This is a genomic window from Halolactibacillus alkaliphilus, from assembly GCF_900115465.1.
GTDB classification, from domain to species: domain Bacteria; phylum Bacillota; class Bacilli; order Bacillales; family Amphibacillaceae; genus Halolactibacillus; species Halolactibacillus alkaliphilus.
Genome location: NZ_FOWN01000012.1, coordinates 23,838 through 45,760, shown reverse-complemented (window position 1 = coordinate 45,760; position 21,923 = coordinate 23,838). Strand labels below are relative to the sequence as shown.

The window sequence follows — 21,923 nt, the reverse complement described above, 5'->3', positions numbered from 1 at the left end:
ACCCCTCCTTATCCTCGTGCTGGTTTCTTCTCTTTAAAAATTAAGAATATAATCAGTAGCATAAGCCCAATAATCACCGCATACATCCATGCCATCGCCGAAGCAAATCCATAGCCTCTCGTCGCATTAAACATATTGGCATAAATCAAATCAATGATTGGGTTTTGTCCACTATTTGCGAGTGAAATCAACGTGTAGACTAAGTTAATTAAAATAATCGGTTTAATCGTAGGCAAAGTGATTTTCCAAAAACATTCCCAGTTAGAGCCACCATCAATCTTAGCTGCTTCATAAAGATTAGGGTCAATCTTTTGTAAAGACGCTAGGAATAAGAGAATTTGCACACCTGAATACCAGAGAATGGTAATGATCTGGTTAAAGAGGTTGCCAACAACCTCCGCAAACCACATCGGTAAGAAACTCGTCAAGATATTCATAATAATATCTTGATTCAACATCGGAATGGCCGTTGCTCCTTGTTCGACGAGCTGATTAATGACCGGTCCACTTGCCACAATAACTGGTAAGAAGAAGATGGTTCTAAATAAGCCTTTCATCTTGACATCTTGATTTAACAACATCGCAATAACTAAAGCAAAAACAACAATGACAGGAATTCGAATGAGCGTATCAACACTAAAACTAAACAACTCCGTAATAAAGAACATGTCTTGTAACCATACATCGCGGTAGTTATTAAACCCTACATAGATAAACCTCAGTCCCGTCGGTGTAATCCGCATGTTGTTTAAACTATAATAGAAACTTTGAATCATCGGATATAGGACTAATATTAAGAAACCTATGAGCCAAGGTAAGATAAACATATACCCATACACTGTTTCGCGTTTTAATTTCATTCGTTCGTCACCACCTTGTAGCTTAACGGTTCAATTGTTTCTGCCCCGACATTTAGTGCTTGATCTGAATAGTTCACATGAACAACCATACCGTTATCATATGTGACAGATGTCAGTTTTCCTGATCGCTCATAGTTATCAATCTGAGCGCCTTTTACTTGCTCATGTACTGCGCTTAGTTCATCGTAGTAGTTATTGATTGTCTCTTCGTAGCGATCATAACTAGAGCTATAAATCCATGATGAATTTGTATTAATCAATGCTTGCGGTGCTTCTTTTGTAATTAGAAATGACGGGTTTATTCCTTGCTCTACAAGCTGTAAGAAGAACTCATCTTGGTTTGCTTGGAAATTAATGTACTCTGAATACATTGGCATAATACCTTTTAATACGAGTGATAAAAATGGTATGTCCTCATCTGTAAAGACATAATTAGACGATGCCATCGGTGCATTTACAAATGCTTTTGTATTATCCCATAAATAACTGAACGGCTGATCTAACACTAGATTAAACTGTTCATTATACGATTCAACGATCGGTTGATACGTATTTTTTGTTGTGATACGATCATATTCGCGACTACCTTCACTGAAACTAAAGAGTGTGTGGGTAATCCCAGATAACATCACACCTTGAAGTTCTTGGTCCAGGTATTCTCCCTGTAAGTCCATTAATAATTTCGCACTTGATTCTGGATGCAAATAATTAAACGTATCATAGACATTCCCATATACTTCTTCTTCATAGCGACGTTTATTAAATTTACGCATCACTTTAAGACGGGTATTTTTTAATTCTTCTGTGTTAATACGTAACCCATCATGTTCAAGATACAAGTCAATTGCCGCTTCGTTTAAAGCCAATTCAAATTCTGATAAGGATAACTCACCATTTAAACTACTGTTGGCTTTTACTTGTCTAATCGGTAAACCACCATATGGACCTTTCTCTTGCCAACCTGTGTAGATGGACATTAATTGATCCCGACCAGATGATTGGATTGACATTAAAATATCATAGGCTTCTTGGAAAGTTGTCATTGGAACATCTTTCTTAAAGATTAAACCATCTTCAATTTCTGCACCTAAGAAATCCACTCTTAAATGAAAGGCATCTTCTTTAGGTTCAAACAAATTTTCGCTGAGTAAATATTCACGATATGTTTTCGCCAGTCCCATATAGTCAGCTGACTCACCAGATACAAATTGGAAGTGTACTTTCACATCAAAGTTATTACGCGTGCGTTGTCTAACAACCATTGTTCCTGACTCCTGTGACGTTGGTTGATTATAAACTTGACGGTAAATAAATTTCGAGGTTATCCAGTTATAAGGTAATATCGCCCCATTTGGATAAGCTTCTAATTTTGCACTGTATTGACCTTCTTCAATAATACCTAGAAACCCTATCTCTGTATCGGTATGCACCATTCCGTAGACAGGCATCAAAATATTTTCTGTATCATTAAATGGATTCATTCGATTAAAGAGTGATAAAACAAACGGATCATCTACACCAACGTTTTCCCCGTAAATCATTTTAGAATACGGTTGACGAAATTTACCGTTTTTATCATCTAAATGAATCAAAGCACCTGAGCCGTCTGGAATCATCATATACCCTTCGCGCTCACCGAGTAATGTGTGACCTAAGAATGGGTAGACGTATAAACTAGAGAGTTTATAACGATCCGCTTCTTCCACAATGGATTCCTGCGGGACATCAACTGTAATCCCTCGGTCGGTTAATGTTACTGCCACTGTAAAGCCAATCTCCAGTGACGGATAGTAAATATCTGCGGTAAATCCATCGGTTGTTTCAGTAATCGTTTTTTCTGGATTCTCAGAATACATATCCGCCTGGTAAACAACAATGTTTGTACCTACAAGGTACTCCATCACAATGCCTGAACGCATAAAGTTGGTCCATGATTCATTGCCGCCAATCGGCTCTTCTGCCGTTGAATACATGAGGGCACCTGTTGTTTTATCTCGGAGCACAATCGATAAATTTTCTTCTTTTAAATAAAGTTCATAATAATCGTTACTAACTAAAAATTCATGACCCTCAATAACTTGTTGGGTTTCATCAAACACATACTCTAGATCTTCTATTTCCTCTAATTCATCCTCATCGATATCAACCACAGGCCCTTCCTCTGGTGGAGGGGTACCAGGTACTTCCTCTGCCGGCGGTTCTTCTTCCACCACTGGTGGAGCTGATGGTGATGTTAAATCTTGTTCGGGTTCATCGCTTGAAAGAACGGTCCAAATAAGGAAACCAAAGATGGCGATAAACAAGATGAGTTTGATGATTGTTTTTACTTTCATCTCTTTAAGTTTTTTACCTATTTTCAAAGCGATACACCCCCTCATTCACAACTGAAATAATAAATTGAACCATTTGAACAACTAAGATATACACAATAAATAGTGACAACAGTGTGATAATCATCATAAAGATTGTGACAAAAATGATCTTAATCGTCTCTCTAATCGTATAATCATTGATTTCTTTAATCATGATAAAGATTAACACCGCTACCCATGCGTATATAAGTGTATTCGCTAGGCTAAGTAAATACTGTTCATTTAGTGTTAAGACATTACTAATAAGAATCGTCCACGGTTTAAATAAGAAATACGGCATAAAGCTGTAAACAAATCCGATAAACACATGCTTAAATTTACCTTCTCCGTCATTGATTGTCGTGATAAGATAATTTGATCCTACAACAAGCGCAAAGAGTCCAAAGAATAATGCTGTATCTAACCCGAGTGTATACTGCCCATCACGTACTTGCCGGAAAATAAAACCGGTAAAATAGCGATCAACGATATACATCACATATAAAACAGCTAACCAAAAGCTTGCCGATAGCGCACTACCTTTTTTCTCGTATTGAATGCTATAAAAAGTGTCGAGTGGATGTTTAATCATATGGCGGATAAAAGCGACATCCTGGAAAAATTTCAAACGATAGGTTGTCGTTAATTTCTCAGTAAAAGCTTTTACTCGACCCGTTTTCCGTTCAATGTACCCATACACTTTAAACAGGGTAATAATAAACACAATCACAAAGATAAGTGCCATAATATTATCTCTCATCCATAAGTTACGGACTTCCCAAAATGCATCACTATAACCTGTAATATATTTTGCTTGTCTAAAAGCTATCAGTGCTTCATCGTATTGTTCTTCTTTATACAATGCTTCACCTAGTCCTTGGTAAGCAAAATCAAAGAGCCCGTTTAAACGAATAACTTCTTCCCATGGACCTTTACTTGCTTCATAATCACCGTTTTGATATAAGTACAGTGCTTCATGCACAAGGTCTGCAAATTCTGTTGGTTCAAATATTTGAATTTGATTCCGATCAGAATCTAAGGCTAACAATCGTTCACTATCATCAACTGCTAGTGCTGATAAGCGTCTAAATAGACCGACACGTTGACGCCCATCATCTTGTCCACCAAAGACAAAGAGTAAGTTTCCTTCTGATGTATATTCATAAATAAAGCCATTTTCACCACCAACGAATATATTCTCTAAACTTCCCACTTCAACGGAAACAGGAAAGTCATCTGCCACCCGCGTGTCTAGTATATTTCGTCCCGCTACATTCAACTTACGAATGGCTTGCACCCGTTCTCCTTGTGATACGTTGTAGACGAGCCCTTTGTCATCAATATTTAAGTTCGTGGATGTTGCTGGAACAATATTAAGCATGCGATCGAGCTGCTCTTCAGTAAAGATTAACTTTCGAAAAGCAGTAAGCGGTGACACAGCGGTCGCATTCGGCGCATAGTAACCGAGGAATTGTCCTGTATTGGCATTAATCTGAATAATCCCATTCGCATTACCTCGTGAGATAATGTAGACATTATCTCGCCTGTCAACCGCAACTTTTTGCGGGACAAAGTTAGCTGTTTCACCAAATAGAATCCCTTCTGGACGAGCGAATTCTTTGATGAGTTCCCCGCTTTCGGTAAAGACCAGTACTTTCATTTTATTTTCATCTGCCACATAAACGAGATTATCGTGTGAAATATATAAACCGGTAGGTTTTTGTAACACATCTTCCCCAATCACACGGACGAGTCTACCGTCTGTTGTACCGACGAGCACCCGTGCATTTCCCGTGTCTGCGACATAGATAAAACCACTACGACTTACTTTCATGTCTTGCGCTTGACTAAATAATTCATCATCAAAGCGCACAATGGTTTCACTAACAGTATAGGCCGTTTGTGTTTCAACATAGCGGCCATAGCCGTCTTCAGTAAATGTTTTATAGGCTGTATTTGCTTCAACAATAGTTGCCGTCTGTGTGAAGAAAATAAGACTAAGGAGAAGGATACTGATTATTTTTTTCATTGTGACCATCTCCTTTACTTCAGTCCTGAATGCGCCATTGTATTCATAACCTTACTTTGTAAGATAACAAAGAGGATTAAGTTTGGTATAAACATAATCATGGAGGCGACGGCTGCCATCCCTTGACCAACAACAACGTTTGTTTGCGCCGCTAACGTATTCATAAAGAAAGCGAGCGTCCGCATATTTTCACTTGTCGTATAAAGATTAGATGTTTCCATATCATTCCACACAAGTTGAAAAGCAAGGATTGCGGCAGTTGCAATCGCCGGCTTTATAAGTGGTAAAATAACTTTCCAATAAATTTTAAAATCTGTCGCACCATCAATGACCGCTGCTTCAATCAATGAATCTGGAATTTGATCAATAAATTGTTTAATTAAAAACAGTCCGACAGGCATCGCGACAAGTGGTAAAATATGCGCGAAATACGTATCTTCAATACCTATCGTTGTCACCGTTAAAAACCTTGGAATCATGACGGCAATGGGGACGAACATCAATGCTGTGTTATTTATTTCTAACAGCATTTTCTTCCCGCGGAACTGTTTTTTAGATAACGCATAACCTGCAAGCGTCGATAAAGCTAACGACAAGAACACGACAATCACTGTGACAAACAGACTATTAAATACATACCGTGATAACGGGATGCCTGACTGCTCAGCAAGCTGTGAAAGGTTCTGAAAGTTTTCCAAGGTTGGATTAATAACAAAGAACCTTGGCGGGAATGCGTACAGCTCATCAAGTGGCTTAAACGCATGGTTAAAAATAAAGATAATCGGTAATGCCATAAAAATAGCAAATGGCACGAGAAATAGATAAAACTTTAATTGACTCACATCAAATTTGGTTGGGTTGATCCCACTGCTTTTAAACGCCATAGTATCCTTCCTTTCTTATGCCTCACTGAAGAGTTTTTTCGATATGGTCGCAAAGAGATATATGATGAGTAATAACACGACCGATAACGCAGCCGCATAACCCATTTCAAATCGAATAAAACCATAATCTTCGATGTGATTGACCATTAATTGGCCGGCATAAGACGGTGTTGGATTTGCACCGGTTAACTGCACACCAATAGCTCCAGCATTAAACGTTCCCACAATGGCCATAACAGCACCAAATAACATTTGTGGTTTCATTGATGGAATCGTAATATAGATCAGCTCTTGGAAACGATTTTTAATTCCATCAATCGCACCCGCTTCATATAATGTCTGATCAACATTTAACACCCCAGACATCATCGCTAAAAAACCTACACCCATACTACTCCAAAGCGCCACAACGATCATAATCGGTAAAATATAGCGCGTATCTTGCAACCAAATAATGGGCTCATTAATGACACCGAGCGTCATTAAAATATGGTTCGCATAACCTGATTGGTTCCCACTAAAAATGACACGCCACACAACAGCCATTGCTATCCCTGCTGTCATAGATGGTGAATAGAAAATAAGAGCAAACACCGTACGCGGTAATTTAGGTAATTGAGCCAACACCCAGGCGAGGAGGAAAGATAACATATAGCCTCCTGGCCCAACGATGACCGCAAATAAAATGGTATTGGGTAACACGTACTGCATAAAAATTTCATCTTGTGTCAATAAGTTAATGTAATTCATAAACCCTACAAAATTAGGTGTCTCAATCGTGTTAAAGTTCGTAAACGACAGGAAGATCGCCATAGCAACCGGCACGACAATAAACAAAGTAAATAAAGTAATGTAAGGTGCTAAAAACAAGTAGGGACTTTTTTTATTTCCTCTCATGTCTTAAATCCTCCTCCCTTAATCTCGAATAGATAGTTCTGGGTTAGGGTAAGGATCGACAATTTGACCATCTACCATAAAACCAAACTCTTCGAGTTTTCTTTCTGTCTCTCGATTCACCCGTTTACTTGCAAGGTCAATCGCTGTTCGTAAATTATCACCATCTAACACAATTGCATTATAAGCATTGCTTAATTCACGTTCTAACATATAACTTCCTGGTACGCGTGGGACTTCAGCAATCCACTCGGCCTGTTCTAAAATGACGGCCTTATGATCATTTGCCCAAGGCAACTCCTGATAGGCCGTTAAATTAGCCGTATTCCACATATATTCTGGTCCATACGTCGTCTGTAGTGTATTACCAAAAGCTACTTGCGTCTCAGCACTAGCCCACCATTTCATAAAGGCCCATGCCTCATCAGTTTTACCAGTATCTTTAAACATCAAATTACTCTCAGCACCACCCGTTGACCAGCGCTCTACTTCACCTGCTTGATTTTCGATACCTGGAATCAGTGCAATATTCCACACATTACGAATTTCAGGTGCCGCATTTAAAATCAAGTTATACATGTAGTAATCAGAAATACCAATCGGTATTGAACCGTCTCGGAATTGTTGATAAAAACTTGGCACATCATACGGTACATTATAAATTGTGAATAACTCCGTTAATAACCGGACACCTTCAATGGCTTGATTATCATTTAACATTGTCCGGTGAATTGTATCCCCGTATAGCTGACCACCATTCTGATAAATAAGCGGCATCGTACCTGCGAAAATTTTCATCCCTGGCATACCTGCCGTTGGATAGAAGAAATTCATGCCTAAACGTTGAAGTTCTGGCAAGTAGGACCTTACCTCGTCAATCGTCTCAGGAATCGGTAAGCCCATATCTGATAAAATATCTTCTCGGTAAAACATCACCCAGAAATTCATCGTATCTGGTAAAGCGTAGACACCGTCACGAATAGTCGCTGGCACTAACATACCTGGGCTAAAATCACTTGCGACTTCTTCATAACCTTCAAGCTGTGATAAATCTTGTAAGGCCCCTCGAATACCAATCTCAAATGGTAGCGCATAGTTGACACCGAGCGCAACATCTGGTGCTTCCCCTGCTGCATTAGCTAAAATGAGTTTATTTTGATCTGGCATCATCGATAAATCTACCCTTACACCCGTTTCAGCAGTAAATGTCTCGTCAATCAGACGTTGCATAATTTCAACATATTGACGCGGGCGGTTCACCCATACTTGTAAGTTTTCTTCATTAACATTGGAAACATCGTAGTCTTGTTCACCAAAGGTGTTTATAAAGCGTTTGACACTACCCCACGTTCTTTCTAACCATGAGGCAGATTTAGGTATCTCGACATCTTCTTGATAGAAATAAAATCGATCAATACCGATACCGTTATCATTGATCTCTTGCATTAAATTACCTAAGTAAGCGGTCACAGAGTTCGTTCCTGTCGCAAGTTCACCTTTACGTCTTGCTAATTTACGCGGTTCACTCACTAAGCTTCTTAGTTGTTCTTCAGCGACACGTAAACCACTAAATGCTCCGACTTCTCCACCACTTGGATTATATGAACGCATCTCACTATACACTGCATCCATTCGATCAGCCCAAGAAGTCATTAAGTCAAATACGCCTGGAATGTAGTCATTGACGTCAATATCACGGAAGCGATCGACATCTGGACCGACAAGATTTGTTAGTTCTAATGATAATGATTGAATTTCACGCGTTAATTGTTCAATCTCTTCTAGTGCCTTTTTAATCGGTTCAATCGAGATTTGAAAACTAACGGTATTTAATCCTTCTTCTAAATAGACAGTAAGCGGCTCATCTGATGCATCAGTTAAGGTCACATGCTTATATTGATTTTGATAGAAGAATGGATGATCTTTAAGTAAATCATGTTGCAACGTATCATTAATTCGAATATTCATAAATACGGGAAAATCCGCTTTTGACCGTTGTTGATAATTAATCCCGAGTTGATAATAACCTGCTTCTGGCACATCAACTTGATAGATAATTTCATCTCCAGGTGTTTTAAATGAGTCTGGATCAATATGATTTAACACTCGTTTATCGCTACTGTAAGGGATTAAGTTAACATTATAAGAAGCATTGGCACGAATAGCTGAATTATTCCGCAAATACAAAGCATTGGCCGCTTCTATCTCGATATAATTATTACCTGTGATATCCTGCTTTTCATAACTGGGTACATCTAATTGCCCTCGTAACTCCACCGACTTAATTAATAGATTACCTTCTGAAATCGTTAACGCCAATTCATTTTCTCCTCGCGTTAATTTAACTAATAACGGTAAGCTCGTCCGATAACCTGAATCAATGATGTATTTAAATTGCCACTCATCATATTTAATCGGTTGAGGGATAATTTCATTCCCGTACTTATCCAGCGGTATTTCCAATGGGTTTTGCCATCCATTTTCAAACACTAAGTTCTGCATTTCGTAATAAGGTAATTCTCCATTTACAGTCATTTCCAACTGCGTTGGTAACACATTATCACCGGCAATCTTATAATCAAAACCAATGATATAGTAGGCTGTTTCTGGCACAGTCACTGTCAAGTTACCTGTTTGATCTTGGTCAATAAAAATGACGTCCTCACCTTGATACGTGTCTAACGCATCCGTTGCTACATCGTTAAGATCATCTAGACGAATAACCTCTCCTTTGTAGTGGTCACTTTCAGTTCCTTCAATATACTGACTATAACGTTCACGTGTTACAGTCGATGTAATCGGAGGATTGTTTATTGTTTCCGTTGTATCGTTACTACCTTCTGCATAGGCAACAGGTTGTATCAACCATAAAATCATCCACCCACTTAGTAATATGCCGATGACTCCTTTGTTGTATCTTCCTCGTCGCAAAACCATCACCTCTAACTCATTCATAGTTTCTCGCGATAAACACATACCATCAGGTTATCCGTATCATTTATTTTATCGCTTGTTCACTTATAAATATATACGTATATGTAAGCGGTGTCAATGATATATTGATAAATAACTTAAATTTTTTTTGATTTTAATTAACCTTTCTGTTAATATGTAATCAAACATAATCGTTGTAAGCGCTTTAAATTGAGTTTCAAGCCTTTCATTTAATTAACTCTTATATTAATAACAATCAAAATACCGAAGGAGACAAAACGATGCATGCACAAATCGATCACACCTCTTTACCTTTATATGAAGCACTTGCGAGTGATGTACGTCTTAAAATCATTCAATACTTGTCCGAACAGCAACTCAACATTAAACAGTTAGCCGAGCGCCTTAATCTTTCAAGCGCCATCGTTACAAGGCACGTAAACAAACTGGAAACAGCAGGTATTATCCGCACCGAAAAAAAGAAAGGCAAATCGGGGATTCAAAAAATCTCTACGTTAATTGTCGAAGATATTTATATTACCTTCCCTAAAAAAGTGCAAGCAGCTTATGCCACACATGTTGTTTCAGTCCCTGTTGGACACTACACCGACTTTCACGTTGAGCCGTCATGCGGCCTTGCCTCTCACCGTGACTTTATCGGTCCTGTTGACCAGCCAAAATACTTTCTATCACCTGAGCGGATGGATGCCGGCATTCTTTGGTTTACGAAAGGATTCGTTGAATACAAATTACCGAATTATTTAGAAGCTTATCAAACCCTGCAACAAATTGATATTTCGTTTGAAATATCATCCGAATTCCCGTTTGCGAACCCGCATTGGCCAAGTGATATTACCTTCACGCTTAACGGAACAGAGCTTGGTGTTTGGCAGAGCCCTGGCGATTTTAATGATGCACGCGGTCGCTTCACACCTGATTGGTGGCCGGAAAACATTAATCAATATGGGTTACTCAAAACGCTAAGAATTACTTCTCACGGTACTTACATTGATGGCGACCCTATTTCTGATATGACAATCGAAAAATTCAAGACACAAATAGATGCTTGGACTTTAAGATTTGAAGTAAAAGAAGAGGCGGCACATGTCGGTGGGTTAACTTTGTTCGGTAAGTCTTTCGGTCATTTTGATCAAGATATATTAATTAAAACTTATTATTTATAACACACCTGTTACTTGCCTATACTTGTTCGGACAGGTTGGCTTTTTATCTTCGTCAATCATTAAATTAAATAGTTGCCCTTCATTTACTATTAGGCAAACATAATTAAACGGCCATGGAGGCACTTAGCTAATAAGTGTCTCCATGGCCGTTTATGATGCTTACATTGTTAACTTTACCCGAAATAATCTTTTAGTTCCTCTTTCAACCGACGCATACCTTCAGCGCTTAAGATGACTTTTCCGTCAAAGAAAACATGATTGTCTTCACTTACTTCTCCTGTCACCATGCATTGCTTTGTCGGTTTATACTTACTTAAAATAACTCTTTCCCCATCAATAAAAATCTCTAATGGGTCTTTCGGTTCAATTTCTAATGAGCGCCTTAACTCTTTTGGCAAGACGATCCGACCCAAATGGTCTGTTTTTCTAACAATACCTGTACTTTTCACGTCAATCACTCCTTATTATTGTGTGTTTTTCTTATGTTTGAGCATATTTAACAATGTTTACAGTTAGTTTTTCCCTTTTATCTATTTTTAAAACCTTTTTATCTCAAATTTAAGATATTCATTTTATCTCTTCACTTGAGTCTATACCCATTGTATGTTAATCTTTTATGAACACGTTCATATAATAAACATGTTAATTTTAGGAGTGAAACTATGACAACTGATCGAAAAGCTCTGCAACGAAAAAGAATGTGGCAGTATTTCATTGATGCTGCCGTTGATATTATCGAACGAGATGGTTTAGAAGCCGTTACTATTAGACGGGTGGCTGACCTTGCTGGTTATACATCTTCAACAGCATATAATTATTTTGATGATTTAAGTCACGTGAAGTTTTTTGCCTCACTTAAATTCACCAAGCCTTACATCGATGATATTCCGAACTATATCGACCCAAAAGAACCAACAATTAAGCAGTGGCTCGCATTGTGGGACTGCTTCTTAAAGCACAGCTTTCACTCCCCCCATATTTTTCATATGGTTTTCGTTAGCGATTTAGGTCATACAGCTGAAGACATGTTTAATAAGTACTACACAATGTATCCGGAAGAATTATTAGTTGTTCCAGAAGAACTTCAAGGGCTGTTGAAAGAAGATAGCTTCTCGGAAAGAAGTGCTACATTTTTGGCTGCAGCTGTTCAAGAGGGCTATATCGCAGCCAATGATGTCAAACCCCTTGCCGAAGTTACACACATGATTTGGGTCGGTGCGCTCGTTCACTTTATCAACCATCGTAGAAGTTGGTCTGAAGAGAAAGCCATCAAGTTTGTTTATGAACATGTAAGCCATGTGATTAAACGTTATGTGAAAGAAGACAAACGACACGAACTCTAACACAAAGGATGAGGTATTTATGGTATTTAATATTCAAGATTCAGATTTTAGGCGGATCAAAACAACTTTTGACCGTCAAGTTAAAAAATTAGAACATGTAAAAATCCCTATGCCTGATGGAAAAACACTACGGGCACATATTTGGCTACCAGAAGATGCGGAAATATCACCCGTACCAGCTTTACTCGAGTACTTACCGTATCGAAAGAATGATTTCACCGCCATTAGAGATTCCGCTCGTCACCCGTATTTTGCTGGGCACGGTTATGCTAGCATTCGCGTAGATATTCGCGGGTCTGGTGATTCCGATGGTATTTTACTTGATGAGTACTTAAAACAGGAGCAAGACGATGCGCTCGCAGTCATTGATTGGATCATAAAACAACCATGGTCTACCGGTAAAGTCGGTATGTTTGGAAAATCATGGGGCGGTTTTAATAGTTTACAAGTTGCCGCACGCAAGCACCCTGCACTAAAGGCCATTATCACACTCTGTTCAACAGATGATCGCTACCAGGATGATGTCCATTACCGCGGCGGAAATATTCTTGCATCTGATATGTTGTGGTGGGCTTCAACGATGTTCACTTATAATGCTCGACCACAAGATCCTTCTGTTGTCGGTGAAACATGGCGAGAGAATTGGCTAGAACGTGTCACAAAGACACCTCCATTTGCCATTGAATGGCTATCACATCAGCGCCGGGATAGTTACTGGAAGCACGGCTCTATCAACGAAAATTATGCTGACGTCGCTATCCCCGTATTTGCTGTTGGGGGTTGGCAAGATGCCTACACGGATGCTATTTTCCGAATGGTTGAGCACCTTCCTAATGCCAAAGGACTCATTGGACCTTGGGCACATGAGTATCCCGAAGTTGCAACACCTGAACCAACGATTGGTTTCCTCAAAGAAGCTCTTCGCTTCTTTGATCATTGGTTAAAAGAACGTGATACAGGTATGTATGACGAACCTAGGTTTCAAGTGTGGATGCAAGAACCAGAAAAACCACAAGTAACCTATGACCGTCGTCCTGGCTATTGGGTCGGTATGGATCATTGGCCCTCACCTACAGTATCCGATAAGCACTATTATCTCTCTAACAACGACCTAGTGTCCCAAATACCAAAAGAACAAACTGTTGTCATTCCCAGTGTTCAAGAACATGGTTTTTATGCAGGTACCTTCTGTCCGTTTGGTCAACCAGGAGACTTACCTGCCGACCAACGGCTTGAAAACGGTAAGGCGGTCGTCTTTACATCAGCACCTCTTACAGATGATGTCGAGTATCTTGGGGAACCTATCTTTTACGGCCGCTTAGCTTCGGACCAAGAAAATGCTATGGTCGTTGTCCGGTTGATGGACAAAGCACCAACAGGTGAATCTACTTTAATTAGTTGGGGCATGTTAAATCTAAATCATTATCAATCCCACGAACACCCAGAAGCACTTGCGGTCGGAAAAGTATATGATATTAAGGTGAAGCTTGATAGTCTCGGACAAAAACTGACCAAGGGCCATCGATTAGAAGTGGCTATCGCCCCAACCTACTGGACAAAAGCGTGGCCATCACCAAAAGCTGTTAACTTAACGCTTCACATAGGAGAAGGAACGTATCTCGAGATGCCCGTTCGAAAATCGAGCACACGGGATAAAGAAGTCCGAGAATTTGATATCGCAGAAACGGCGCCAATTATTGACCGAGAGATTCTAAGACTAGAAGAACGTCACCTTCAAATTGTTCATAAACCGATTAATTCGACGTGGAAAGTCATTGACTATTCCGATGAAGGCAGCCGTAAGTTACAACATAACGGCATTGAGCATGGCAGTATTAATAAGAATGTTTACACTATTAAAGAAAATGATCCCCTCTCAGCTATGGCTGAGTGTTCATGGGAATTAACGGTTGGACGAGATGCATGGCAAACAAAAGTGGAAACCTACAGCAAAATGACCGCTGACTTAAACAACTTTTACTTAACTCATACGATAAAAGCTTATGAAAACGATGAGGAAGTAGCGTCAAACGTGTGGGAAAATACGATTCCACGTGACTTTAACTAAAAAGTTTTAATTAAATACAAAAAACCGCAAGAGAAATGAAAAATCAAGATGATTCTTCATTTACTTGCGGTTTTTCTTATTGATCTTCCCTTATCATAAGCTTTTTTAACACCAGCTTAACGGAAGTTATACTTTGTGACGATTGGTGTACGGTTTTGTGTTTGGTCATTGTAATATTCATACAGACACGTACCTAAAAACGACCCAGCCACGTTGTAGACATTTTCATAACCTAAGTTTTGTAAGGCCAAAACCATATTATAAGAGCGCTGACCGGAACGACAGTGAATGTATACTGGAACGTCCGTTGGAATCTCATCTAGACGCTCACGGAACTCACTGAGTGGAATATTTATCGCATGATTAAAGTGACCATGCTTGTATTCACCTGGTTCACGTGCATCGATAATAACCGCTTGTGATTCGACCAATTCACGCATATCGGTCACGTGCACTTGCTTGATCACACCGTTTAATATATTTAATCCGTTTAAAGCAGCCATGTTGACAACATCTTTCGCTGTACCAAAAACAGGTGAATAACATAATTCCAGTTCTTTTAAGTCTTCAAGTGTGGCATTCATCATGATCATTGAAGCAATCACATCAATTCGCTTATCCACATTTCCTCGACCAATCGCTTGCGCCCCTAAAATACGACCGGTTGGATTTTCAAAAATCAACTTAAAGTAAACAGGATGACTGTTTGGCATAATCCCTACTTTATCTGATGGAATAACATAGCTGTAATCAAAGTCAAATCCTTGCGCCTTTGCCATACGGGTATTTAATCCTGTTGCTGCGGCATTCATGTCAAACACTTGGATTGCACTTGAACCAATAACGCCGGTGTTACGGTGAGGAATATTATACATATGATCAGCCGCTGCACGCGCTTGACGTTGAGCTGGACCCGCGAGAGCTAAACGTGTTTTTTGACCCGTTAATTTATGGTGGACCTCAATCGCATCACCCACTGCGTAAATATCTTTATCTGATGTCACGTAATTGTGGTCTACTTTAATGCCACCTGTCACACCAATCTCAAGTCCTGCTTCTTTTGCGAGAGCGGTTTCTGGACGAACACCAATCGCCATAACGACTGCTTGTGCTTTAATCGTCTTACCTGATTGAAGCACAATCTCCTCTTTTTTAACTGACTCAATGCCATCACTTAACACAAGATTCATGCCCTTATCAATCATTTCCTTGTGTAAGATCTGAACCATATCGTAATCAAATGGTGCCATCACTTGATTTTGCGCTTCAACGAGCGTCACGTTTTTACCCGCATGGACTAAGTTTTCAGCCACTTCAATTCCAATAAAACCTCCACCAATAACCACAACGTCATTGACTACTTCTTTCGATACAAAACCGTTGAGTTTCTCGATATCGACAACGTTGCGCACACTAAAGACGTGCTCAGAGTTAATCCCATCAAGCGGCGGCATAATAGGATTAGCACCTGGTGACAAGACTAATTTGTCATAGGCTTCATCATATGTTTCGTCTGTTTCTAAATTCTTCACAGTAACTGTTTTTTCCGCTTTATTCACTTTGATAACTTCTGTTCTTACGCGTGCTTCTATTTTATATTGTTTACGGAACACTTCCGGATTCATTAATACCAATGTTTCACTCTTTTCAATTTGACCACTTAAGTGATACGGTAAAGCACAGTTTGAAAATGATACGTGAGGACCACGCTCAAACATAATGACCTCTGCTGCTTCATCTAAACGGCGGACACGTGCGGCTACTGATGCTCCACCAGCGACACCACCAACAATTAACACTCTTTTTCCCATTGACTTAATCCCCTTTCAAAATATAAAGACAGGTGTAGTTATTCACAACTTTATTTAAGTGATGTTATTCACAATATTCATTATACTACCAGGGGTATACAGAGTCAACTATTAATTGCTGATCCTTCTTTTATTAGATTTCCCCACTGTTTATTTGCACCTGCCTCCTGTTAAATCCTCTATCTTATTTGAGCAATCTCTCCTTCACTAACATACCCTTTACCCATACCAAATGCGATAAAAAAAAGACATGCGTAGCATGCCTTTTTTTGTTTTATGCTATTACAACACTTGAAAATTCACCCATGTCTCAAACACATCATGTGGCGCGACTTCAATCAGTTGTTCTTGTCGATTCAGTTCACCATTATCTCTCGTCCAAGGCTCCACACAAACAAAACCTTGATCTTTTTCTGTCCACAGCACCGTGTAGTGAAATTCTTCATCCATTGTCATATTAATAGACTGGTCATCGACGGTTGCTTTTACTTTTGTATGGGTGTTCTCTAGACGAACAGCCTCTTTTAAATGGGTTAAGTCAATTTGTCCGGTAAATTGCTTTTCTTGTTCATCATTGTAATCAAAATACGTTTTTGTTTCAATGTCTAGGCCAATGACTTTCTTATCTGATTTAAAGTAAGGGTGTAGGCCTGGATAAATCGGCATCGGTTGATCTGATAGATTTTCATACGTTTGATGAATCAATAGCTGATCTTCGCGTAACGTATACGTAAAGATGACCTTAAAATCAAAAGGATAGATTCCCTTCGTACTTAAACTACTTCTAAACATTATAGAGATAAACGCATGGTCCTCATCACTGTGTGTCTCAAGAACTTCCCAAGGATGAATCCTTGCTAAGCCATGGTTTGGCATGTCGTATACCTTACCTTCCCATTCGTATCGCCCATTATGTAATTGGCCTGAGATAGGAAATAAAACAGGAATACCCCCACGCACATTTTTCTTGCGATCAAATAGTGTTGCCTCATTTAAATAAAGGCGTTCTTCATTGTTTGTCCCGTAGCTCGTAATAATACCACCACGTTCTGGACACACCGTAATCCAACTGTTGCCAGTCGGATGCTTAAGCTGGTACATCATAAACATTTCTTTTTCAAATCGCTCAATCGTATACATAAATAAAATCGCCCCTCACACGCATTTATTGATGACACCTTGACGTTGTTCTCTTTTTTTACACAACATTTACATTATAACAGATTTAAATGAGAATATCGTTGTTTTCTGACTACTTTTTTATTTTATATGTGAATATCATCACATATAATATAAACCGTCATTATTTCTCGCACTATCAGTTTATCTTATTAAAGGCCTGGGTTAAATCATCTATCAAATCCCCTACATCTTCTGTCCCCACCGAAAAACGCAATAATCGAGCTGTGACGCCACGCGATACTTGGATATGTTCAGGCAAATCAGCATGTGTTTGTGTTTTAGGGTAAGTGATGAAGCTCTCGACACCCCCAAGACTTTCCGCAAAACTGATTAAGTTTAAATGGCGTAAAAGTTGATCAACTTGGGTAGGGTTACTTACTTCAAAACTTATCATTGCCCCTACTTCCGGGTAGTATACCCGGTGTATGAAAGGATGATGCTCTAGCCACTCTCTTAAACGTTTAGCATTGGCGACTTGTCGGTCCAATCTAAGTGGCAACGTCTTTAATCCGCGCATTAACAGATAACTATCTAGAGGCGACAACGTCGCTCCACTGCTGTTATGGTTATCCGCTAACACCTGGTAAATGTGTTCATCTTTAGCCACAATGAGGCCACTTAGACAATCATTATGTCCTGCCAAATACTTTGTCGCACTATGAATCACAATGTCTGCCCCATCTCTTATTGGTTGATAGAGGTACGGTGTCAAAAAAGTATTATCAACAATAAGCAAAAGCTTATGCTGTTTTGCAATTTTACTCAAGGCGCGTATATCAACTTTTGTTAAAAGAGGGTTGGTGATTGTTTCAACAAATATTGCTTTTGTTTTTTGAGTAATGGCTTGGCTTATAGCTGCTAAATCTAACGGATCAACATAGTGACATAAGATGTGATATCTGGACTGGTAATCCTCAAATAGCCGGTACGTCCCACCGTAGAGATCCTCCGTGACAAGCAATTCATCACCTGATGTAAATAACGATAAGGCGAGTTGAATGGCTGCCATACCAGATGACGTTGCACAACATCCTGCGCCTCCTTCAATTTGTTGAAAACTTTCTTCTAGAATACTCCGGGTTGGATTCTTTGTCCGAGTATAATCAAAACCTGTTGACTCACCAAGTCCTTCATGACGATAAGCGGTTGATAAATGAATCGGATAGCTAATAGCCCCAGTTACCCTATCTTTCCGATTACCCATTTGTGTAAAATACGTTTCTAAATGATACATCTTACTCTCCTCCTTCTTTAATCTATGATAAGGAAAAGAAAAAGACGTCCCCTATATAAAAGGAGCACATCTTTGATTCATATGTGTCCCTTATCTTTCGGCATTTGCCTCATGGAATTAGCACCGTTCCAATCACGGAGGTTGCTGAGATATCTTCGGGCCAAGTCCCTCCATCTCTCTTGATAAGTTTATGCGTATTCAATTGTTAGTATAAACCATATATAGTTTATACTATATATTAATCGAACGGTAAAACAAATACAAGTAACTTTTAAAAAAGACTTCCAAACATAAGTGTGAAAGCCTTCTTTCATCTATTAATTACTGAATAACATAATGAATCGGTGAACCTGGTCCTAGATCCCAACCAAATAACATCCAAACAACCAACATTACAATCCACGTAATCGTAAAGAAGATTGTGTAAGGGAACATCGTTGAAATAAGCGTACCAATCCCCATCTTTTTGTTATATTTCTGCATGATCACAATAATCATCGCAAAATACGGCATAAGAGGTGAAATGATGTTACTTGTAGAATCAGCAATACGGTAAGCCATTTGGGTCAACTCTGGCGAATAGCCCTGTTGCATCATAATTGGGACAAAAACAGGTGCCATCATAGCCCACTTGGCTGACGCGCTTCCAATAAAGAGATTGATAAATCCTGAGATAAGAATAAAGAGAATGATTAAAACAATCCCACCCAGTTTGATTGAATCTAAAAACTCAGCGCCTGCCACACCAATTAATAGGCCTAAGTTTGACTCGGTAAAGTAGCTAACAAATTGTCCCGCTGTAAAGGCAAGAACGATAAACATTCCCATCGATGCCATCGTATCCGATAATTTTGCTGCCATTTCTCGGTCATTATTGATCGTTTTTGTTACTTTTCCATAGACAAGTCCAGGAACGAAAAACATAATCATAATAATTGGTACGAGTGATGACATAAAGGGTGATGAAATCACACCACCATCTTCGGCGCGTAATAAACCATTAGATGGTACAACGAGTAAAGCAATAGCAATAACGGTAATAAGTAAGCTTATGCCACTGTAACGCAAACCTTTTTTCTCAAGTACTGAGAGTTCGGTCATGTCTCCGGCTTGAATCGACCCCTGATACGTACCAAGGCGTGGTTCCACGACTTTTTCAGTGACCACAGCACCTACGATTGTCAATAAGAAAACTGAAGCAATGACAAAATAATAGTTCATAGCGACGTTCATATTTTCTGCATATGCTGGATCAATAATCGCCGCCGCTGAAATCGTCATTTCTGCAAGCATCGGATCAAGTGACGTTAATAAAAGATTTGCACTAAAACCGGCTGATACACCCGCAAATGCCGCCGCAATACCAGCAATCGGATGACGACCAAGTGCAATAAAAATAACAGCCCCAAGCGGTGGCAAGACGACATACCCTGCATCTGATGCAAGAGATGACATAACACCAGCAAATACAAGCCCTGCTGTAATAAGTGACTTTGGAATAGATAAAACAAACCCACGTAATGATGCAGATATTAAGCCGCTTCGCTCAGCCAGTCCAATACCCAACATACTAGCTAAAACAACACCAAGCGGGGCAAAGTTAATAAAGTTATTAACCATCGATGTAAAGATATACACAACACCTTCTCGGCTCAGTAAACTTCTTGCTTCAATCATTTCTCCTGGATTTCCTGGGTGCTCTACTGTAATACCTGTAGCAGCAACAATTGCTGAAGCAATGACAACCAAGACAGATAATATCGCAAATAATGTAACAGGGTGAGGTAAACGATTCCCTGTCGTTTCAATCGTATCTAAGAACCGTTGAAATAAACTTCTCTTTTTCTTTGACATGCTAAAGACTTCCCTTCAATTAATGAATAAATATAATTTTTAGATAATTTTTGCGGTCTCTGTTTTTATCGCAATAGTGTCCATTATAGTCATACCTCACCTATTTGAAAAGGCTATTTCCAATAGTTCTAATTTTAAAAAAGTTCTCACTTTTTAATTAAATTAAAAAGAAACAACATAGCCGTTATTTAAACGTCTACGTTATTTCTTCTAAAACGTGCAAGAAAGTGTCTAGTCAACTCATATTACGCGCTAAACCAGTGACGTGTAGCATTCGCAATTTTCACGAGCATTAACATAACAGGTACTTCAACGATAATCCCAACCGTAACAGCTAAAGCTACAGGTGATGTTACACCAAATAAACTGATGGCCACCGCCACAGAAAGTTCGAAGAAGTTTGATGCACCAATCATTCCCGCAGGTGCAGCAATATCGTGTGTTAGATTTAATTTCTTCGCTATATAATAAGCCAAAAAGAAAATAAAGAACGTTTGTAAAATAAGTGGTACAGCGATCAAGGCAATGTGACTGTAGTTTTCTAAGATTGTTTCGCCTTGGAACATAAAAATTAAAATAAGTGTTAACAACAAACCGATTGTTGTCGTATTTTTGAATTTTGCTAAGAAAGCTTCCTCAAAATACGTTTCACCTTTTTGTTTTACAATATGTTGTCTTGTGAGAAGTCCACCAACAAGCGGTACAACAACAAACAACACAATAGATAAAATCAATGTATCAAATGGCACTTCAATTCCTGACACACCTAACAGTAACGCAACAATTGGTGTATAAAGTAATAGGACAATTAAATCGTTCGTTGCTACTTGCACAACTGTATAAGCAGGGTCGCCTTTAGTCAAGTGACTCCAAACAAATACCATAGCCGTACACGGTGCAGCTCCTAAAATAACAGCACCAGCGACATATTCACGAGCTAAATCTGGCGAAATAAAGGCACTAAAAACAAAATAAAAGAAAAAGTAACTGATGCCATACATCGTAAATGGTTTAATAAGCCAGTTAATAACCCATGTTAAATAAATACCTTTACGATCTTCTGAAATGCGTTTAACACTCTTAAAATTAACTTTCATCATCATCGGATAAATCATTAACCAAATTAAAATAGCAATAGGAATGGATATTTCTGCATACGTTAAACTTTGTAGAAATTCTGTGAATCCTGGATATAATACACTTAATAATACCCCAAAAACCATACATAATAATACCCAGACAGTTAAATACCGTTCAAAAAAACTCATACCGGCTGTTTGTTTCTTTGTCATTTT

General features: G+C 39.0%; 15 protein-coding genes and 1 riboswitch. Of the genes, 3 read left to right on the top strand and 12 right to left on the bottom strand.

The window, feature by feature from the left end:
* Positions 1–8: 8 nt before the first annotated feature.
* Genes BM163_RS06725 through BM163_RS06700 form a run of 6 tightly spaced genes read right to left on the bottom strand, consistent with a single transcriptional unit; the run spans position 9 to position 9,949 of the window.
* The gene (locus BM163_RS06725; RefSeq protein WP_089801480.1) at positions 9–860 is read right to left on the bottom strand and encodes a carbohydrate ABC transporter permease; all 852 of its coding nucleotides are present in this window, start codon (positions 858–860) and stop codon (positions 9–11) included.
* Positions 857–3,220: a DUF5696 domain-containing protein gene (locus BM163_RS06720; RefSeq protein WP_089801479.1), complete on the bottom strand. Its 2,364-nt coding sequence runs from the start codon at positions 3,218–3,220 to the stop codon at positions 857–859. The genes BM163_RS06725 and BM163_RS06720 overlap by 4 nt, the downstream gene beginning before the upstream one ends.
* Positions 3,207–5,240, bottom strand: a complete 2,034-nt coding sequence (locus BM163_RS06715; RefSeq protein WP_170243675.1) for a YIP1 family protein — start codon at positions 5,238–5,240, stop codon at positions 3,207–3,209. The genes BM163_RS06720 and BM163_RS06715 overlap by 14 nt, the downstream gene beginning before the upstream one ends.
* Before the next feature lie 14 nt (positions 5,241–5,254).
* Complete coding sequence (locus BM163_RS06710; protein ID WP_089801475.1) at positions 5,255–6,124, bottom strand: carbohydrate ABC transporter permease; 870 nt, start codon at positions 6,122–6,124, stop codon at positions 5,255–5,257.
* A gap of 15 nt (positions 6,125–6,139) precedes the next feature.
* A complete protein-coding gene (locus tag BM163_RS06705; RefSeq protein WP_089801473.1) occupies positions 6,140–7,021 on the bottom strand; it encodes a carbohydrate ABC transporter permease in 882 nt (293 codons plus the stop codon).
* Positions 7,022–7,039: 18 nt separating this feature from the next.
* Complete coding sequence (locus BM163_RS06700; protein ID WP_177200254.1) at positions 7,040–9,949, bottom strand: extracellular solute-binding protein; 2,910 nt, start codon at positions 9,947–9,949, stop codon at positions 7,040–7,042.
* Between the two features lie 284 nt (positions 9,950–10,233).
* Here BM163_RS06700 and BM163_RS06695 point away from each other — a divergent pair, with 284 nt between their 5' ends.
* Positions 10,234–11,136, top strand: a complete 903-nt coding sequence (locus tag BM163_RS06695) for an ArsR/SmtB family transcription factor (protein WP_089801468.1) — start codon at positions 10,234–10,236, stop codon at positions 11,134–11,136.
* Positions 11,137–11,309: 173 nt separating this feature from the next.
* Here the strand turns inward: BM163_RS06695 and BM163_RS06690 are convergent, their stop codons facing one another.
* On the bottom strand, positions 11,310–11,585 hold the full coding sequence (locus BM163_RS06690) for an AbrB/MazE/SpoVT family DNA-binding domain-containing protein (RefSeq protein ID WP_089801466.1): 276 nt from the start codon (positions 11,583–11,585) through the stop codon (positions 11,310–11,312).
* 213 nt (positions 11,586–11,798) lie between these two features.
* On the opposite strand from BM163_RS06690, the gene BM163_RS06685 reads away from it, so the two are divergent.
* Together BM163_RS06685 and BM163_RS06680 are read left to right on the top strand one after the other, a co-directional pair.
* Positions 11,799–12,479: a TetR/AcrR family transcriptional regulator gene (locus BM163_RS06685; RefSeq protein WP_089801464.1), complete on the top strand. Its 681-nt coding sequence runs from the start codon at positions 11,799–11,801 to the stop codon at positions 12,477–12,479.
* A 19-nt stretch (positions 12,480–12,498) separates the two neighbouring features.
* Positions 12,499–14,547 (top strand): CocE/NonD family hydrolase, encoded by a 2,049-nt coding sequence (locus BM163_RS06680; RefSeq protein ID WP_089801462.1) that lies wholly within the window; start codon positions 12,499–12,501, stop codon positions 14,545–14,547.
* A gap of 116 nt (positions 14,548–14,663) precedes the next feature.
* Here the strand turns inward: BM163_RS06680 and BM163_RS06675 are convergent, their stop codons facing one another.
* The 5 genes from BM163_RS06675 to arsB form a co-directional block, all read right to left on the bottom strand.
* Positions 14,664–16,358 carry an FAD-dependent oxidoreductase gene (locus tag BM163_RS06675; protein WP_089801460.1) on the bottom strand — a complete coding sequence of 565 codons (1,695 nt, stop codon included), beginning with the start codon at positions 16,356–16,358 and terminating at the stop codon, positions 14,664–14,666.
* 282 nt (positions 16,359–16,640) lie between these two features.
* Entirely contained in the window at positions 16,641–17,498 is an 858-nt protein-coding gene (locus BM163_RS06670; RefSeq protein ID WP_089801458.1) for an aldose epimerase family protein, read from the bottom strand.
* Between the two features lie 178 nt (positions 17,499–17,676).
* Positions 17,677–18,774, bottom strand: coding sequence for an aminotransferase class I/II-fold pyridoxal phosphate-dependent enzyme (locus BM163_RS06665; RefSeq protein WP_089801456.1), 1,098 nt, complete (start codon positions 18,772–18,774; stop codon positions 17,677–17,679).
* Between the two features lie 87 nt (positions 18,775–18,861).
* Positions 18,862–18,963, bottom strand: a riboswitch (SAM riboswitch).
* A 132-nt stretch (positions 18,964–19,095) separates the two neighbouring features.
* Positions 19,096–20,628: an AbgT family transporter gene (locus tag BM163_RS06660; RefSeq protein WP_089801454.1), complete on the bottom strand. Its 1,533-nt coding sequence runs from the start codon at positions 20,626–20,628 to the stop codon at positions 19,096–19,098.
* Positions 20,629–20,873: 245 nt separating this feature from the next.
* Positions 20,874–21,920: an ACR3 family arsenite efflux transporter gene (gene arsB, locus BM163_RS06655; protein ID WP_089801507.1), complete on the bottom strand. Its 1,047-nt coding sequence runs from the start codon at positions 21,918–21,920 to the stop codon at positions 20,874–20,876.
* Between the last annotated feature and the right edge of the window lie 3 nt (positions 21,921–21,923).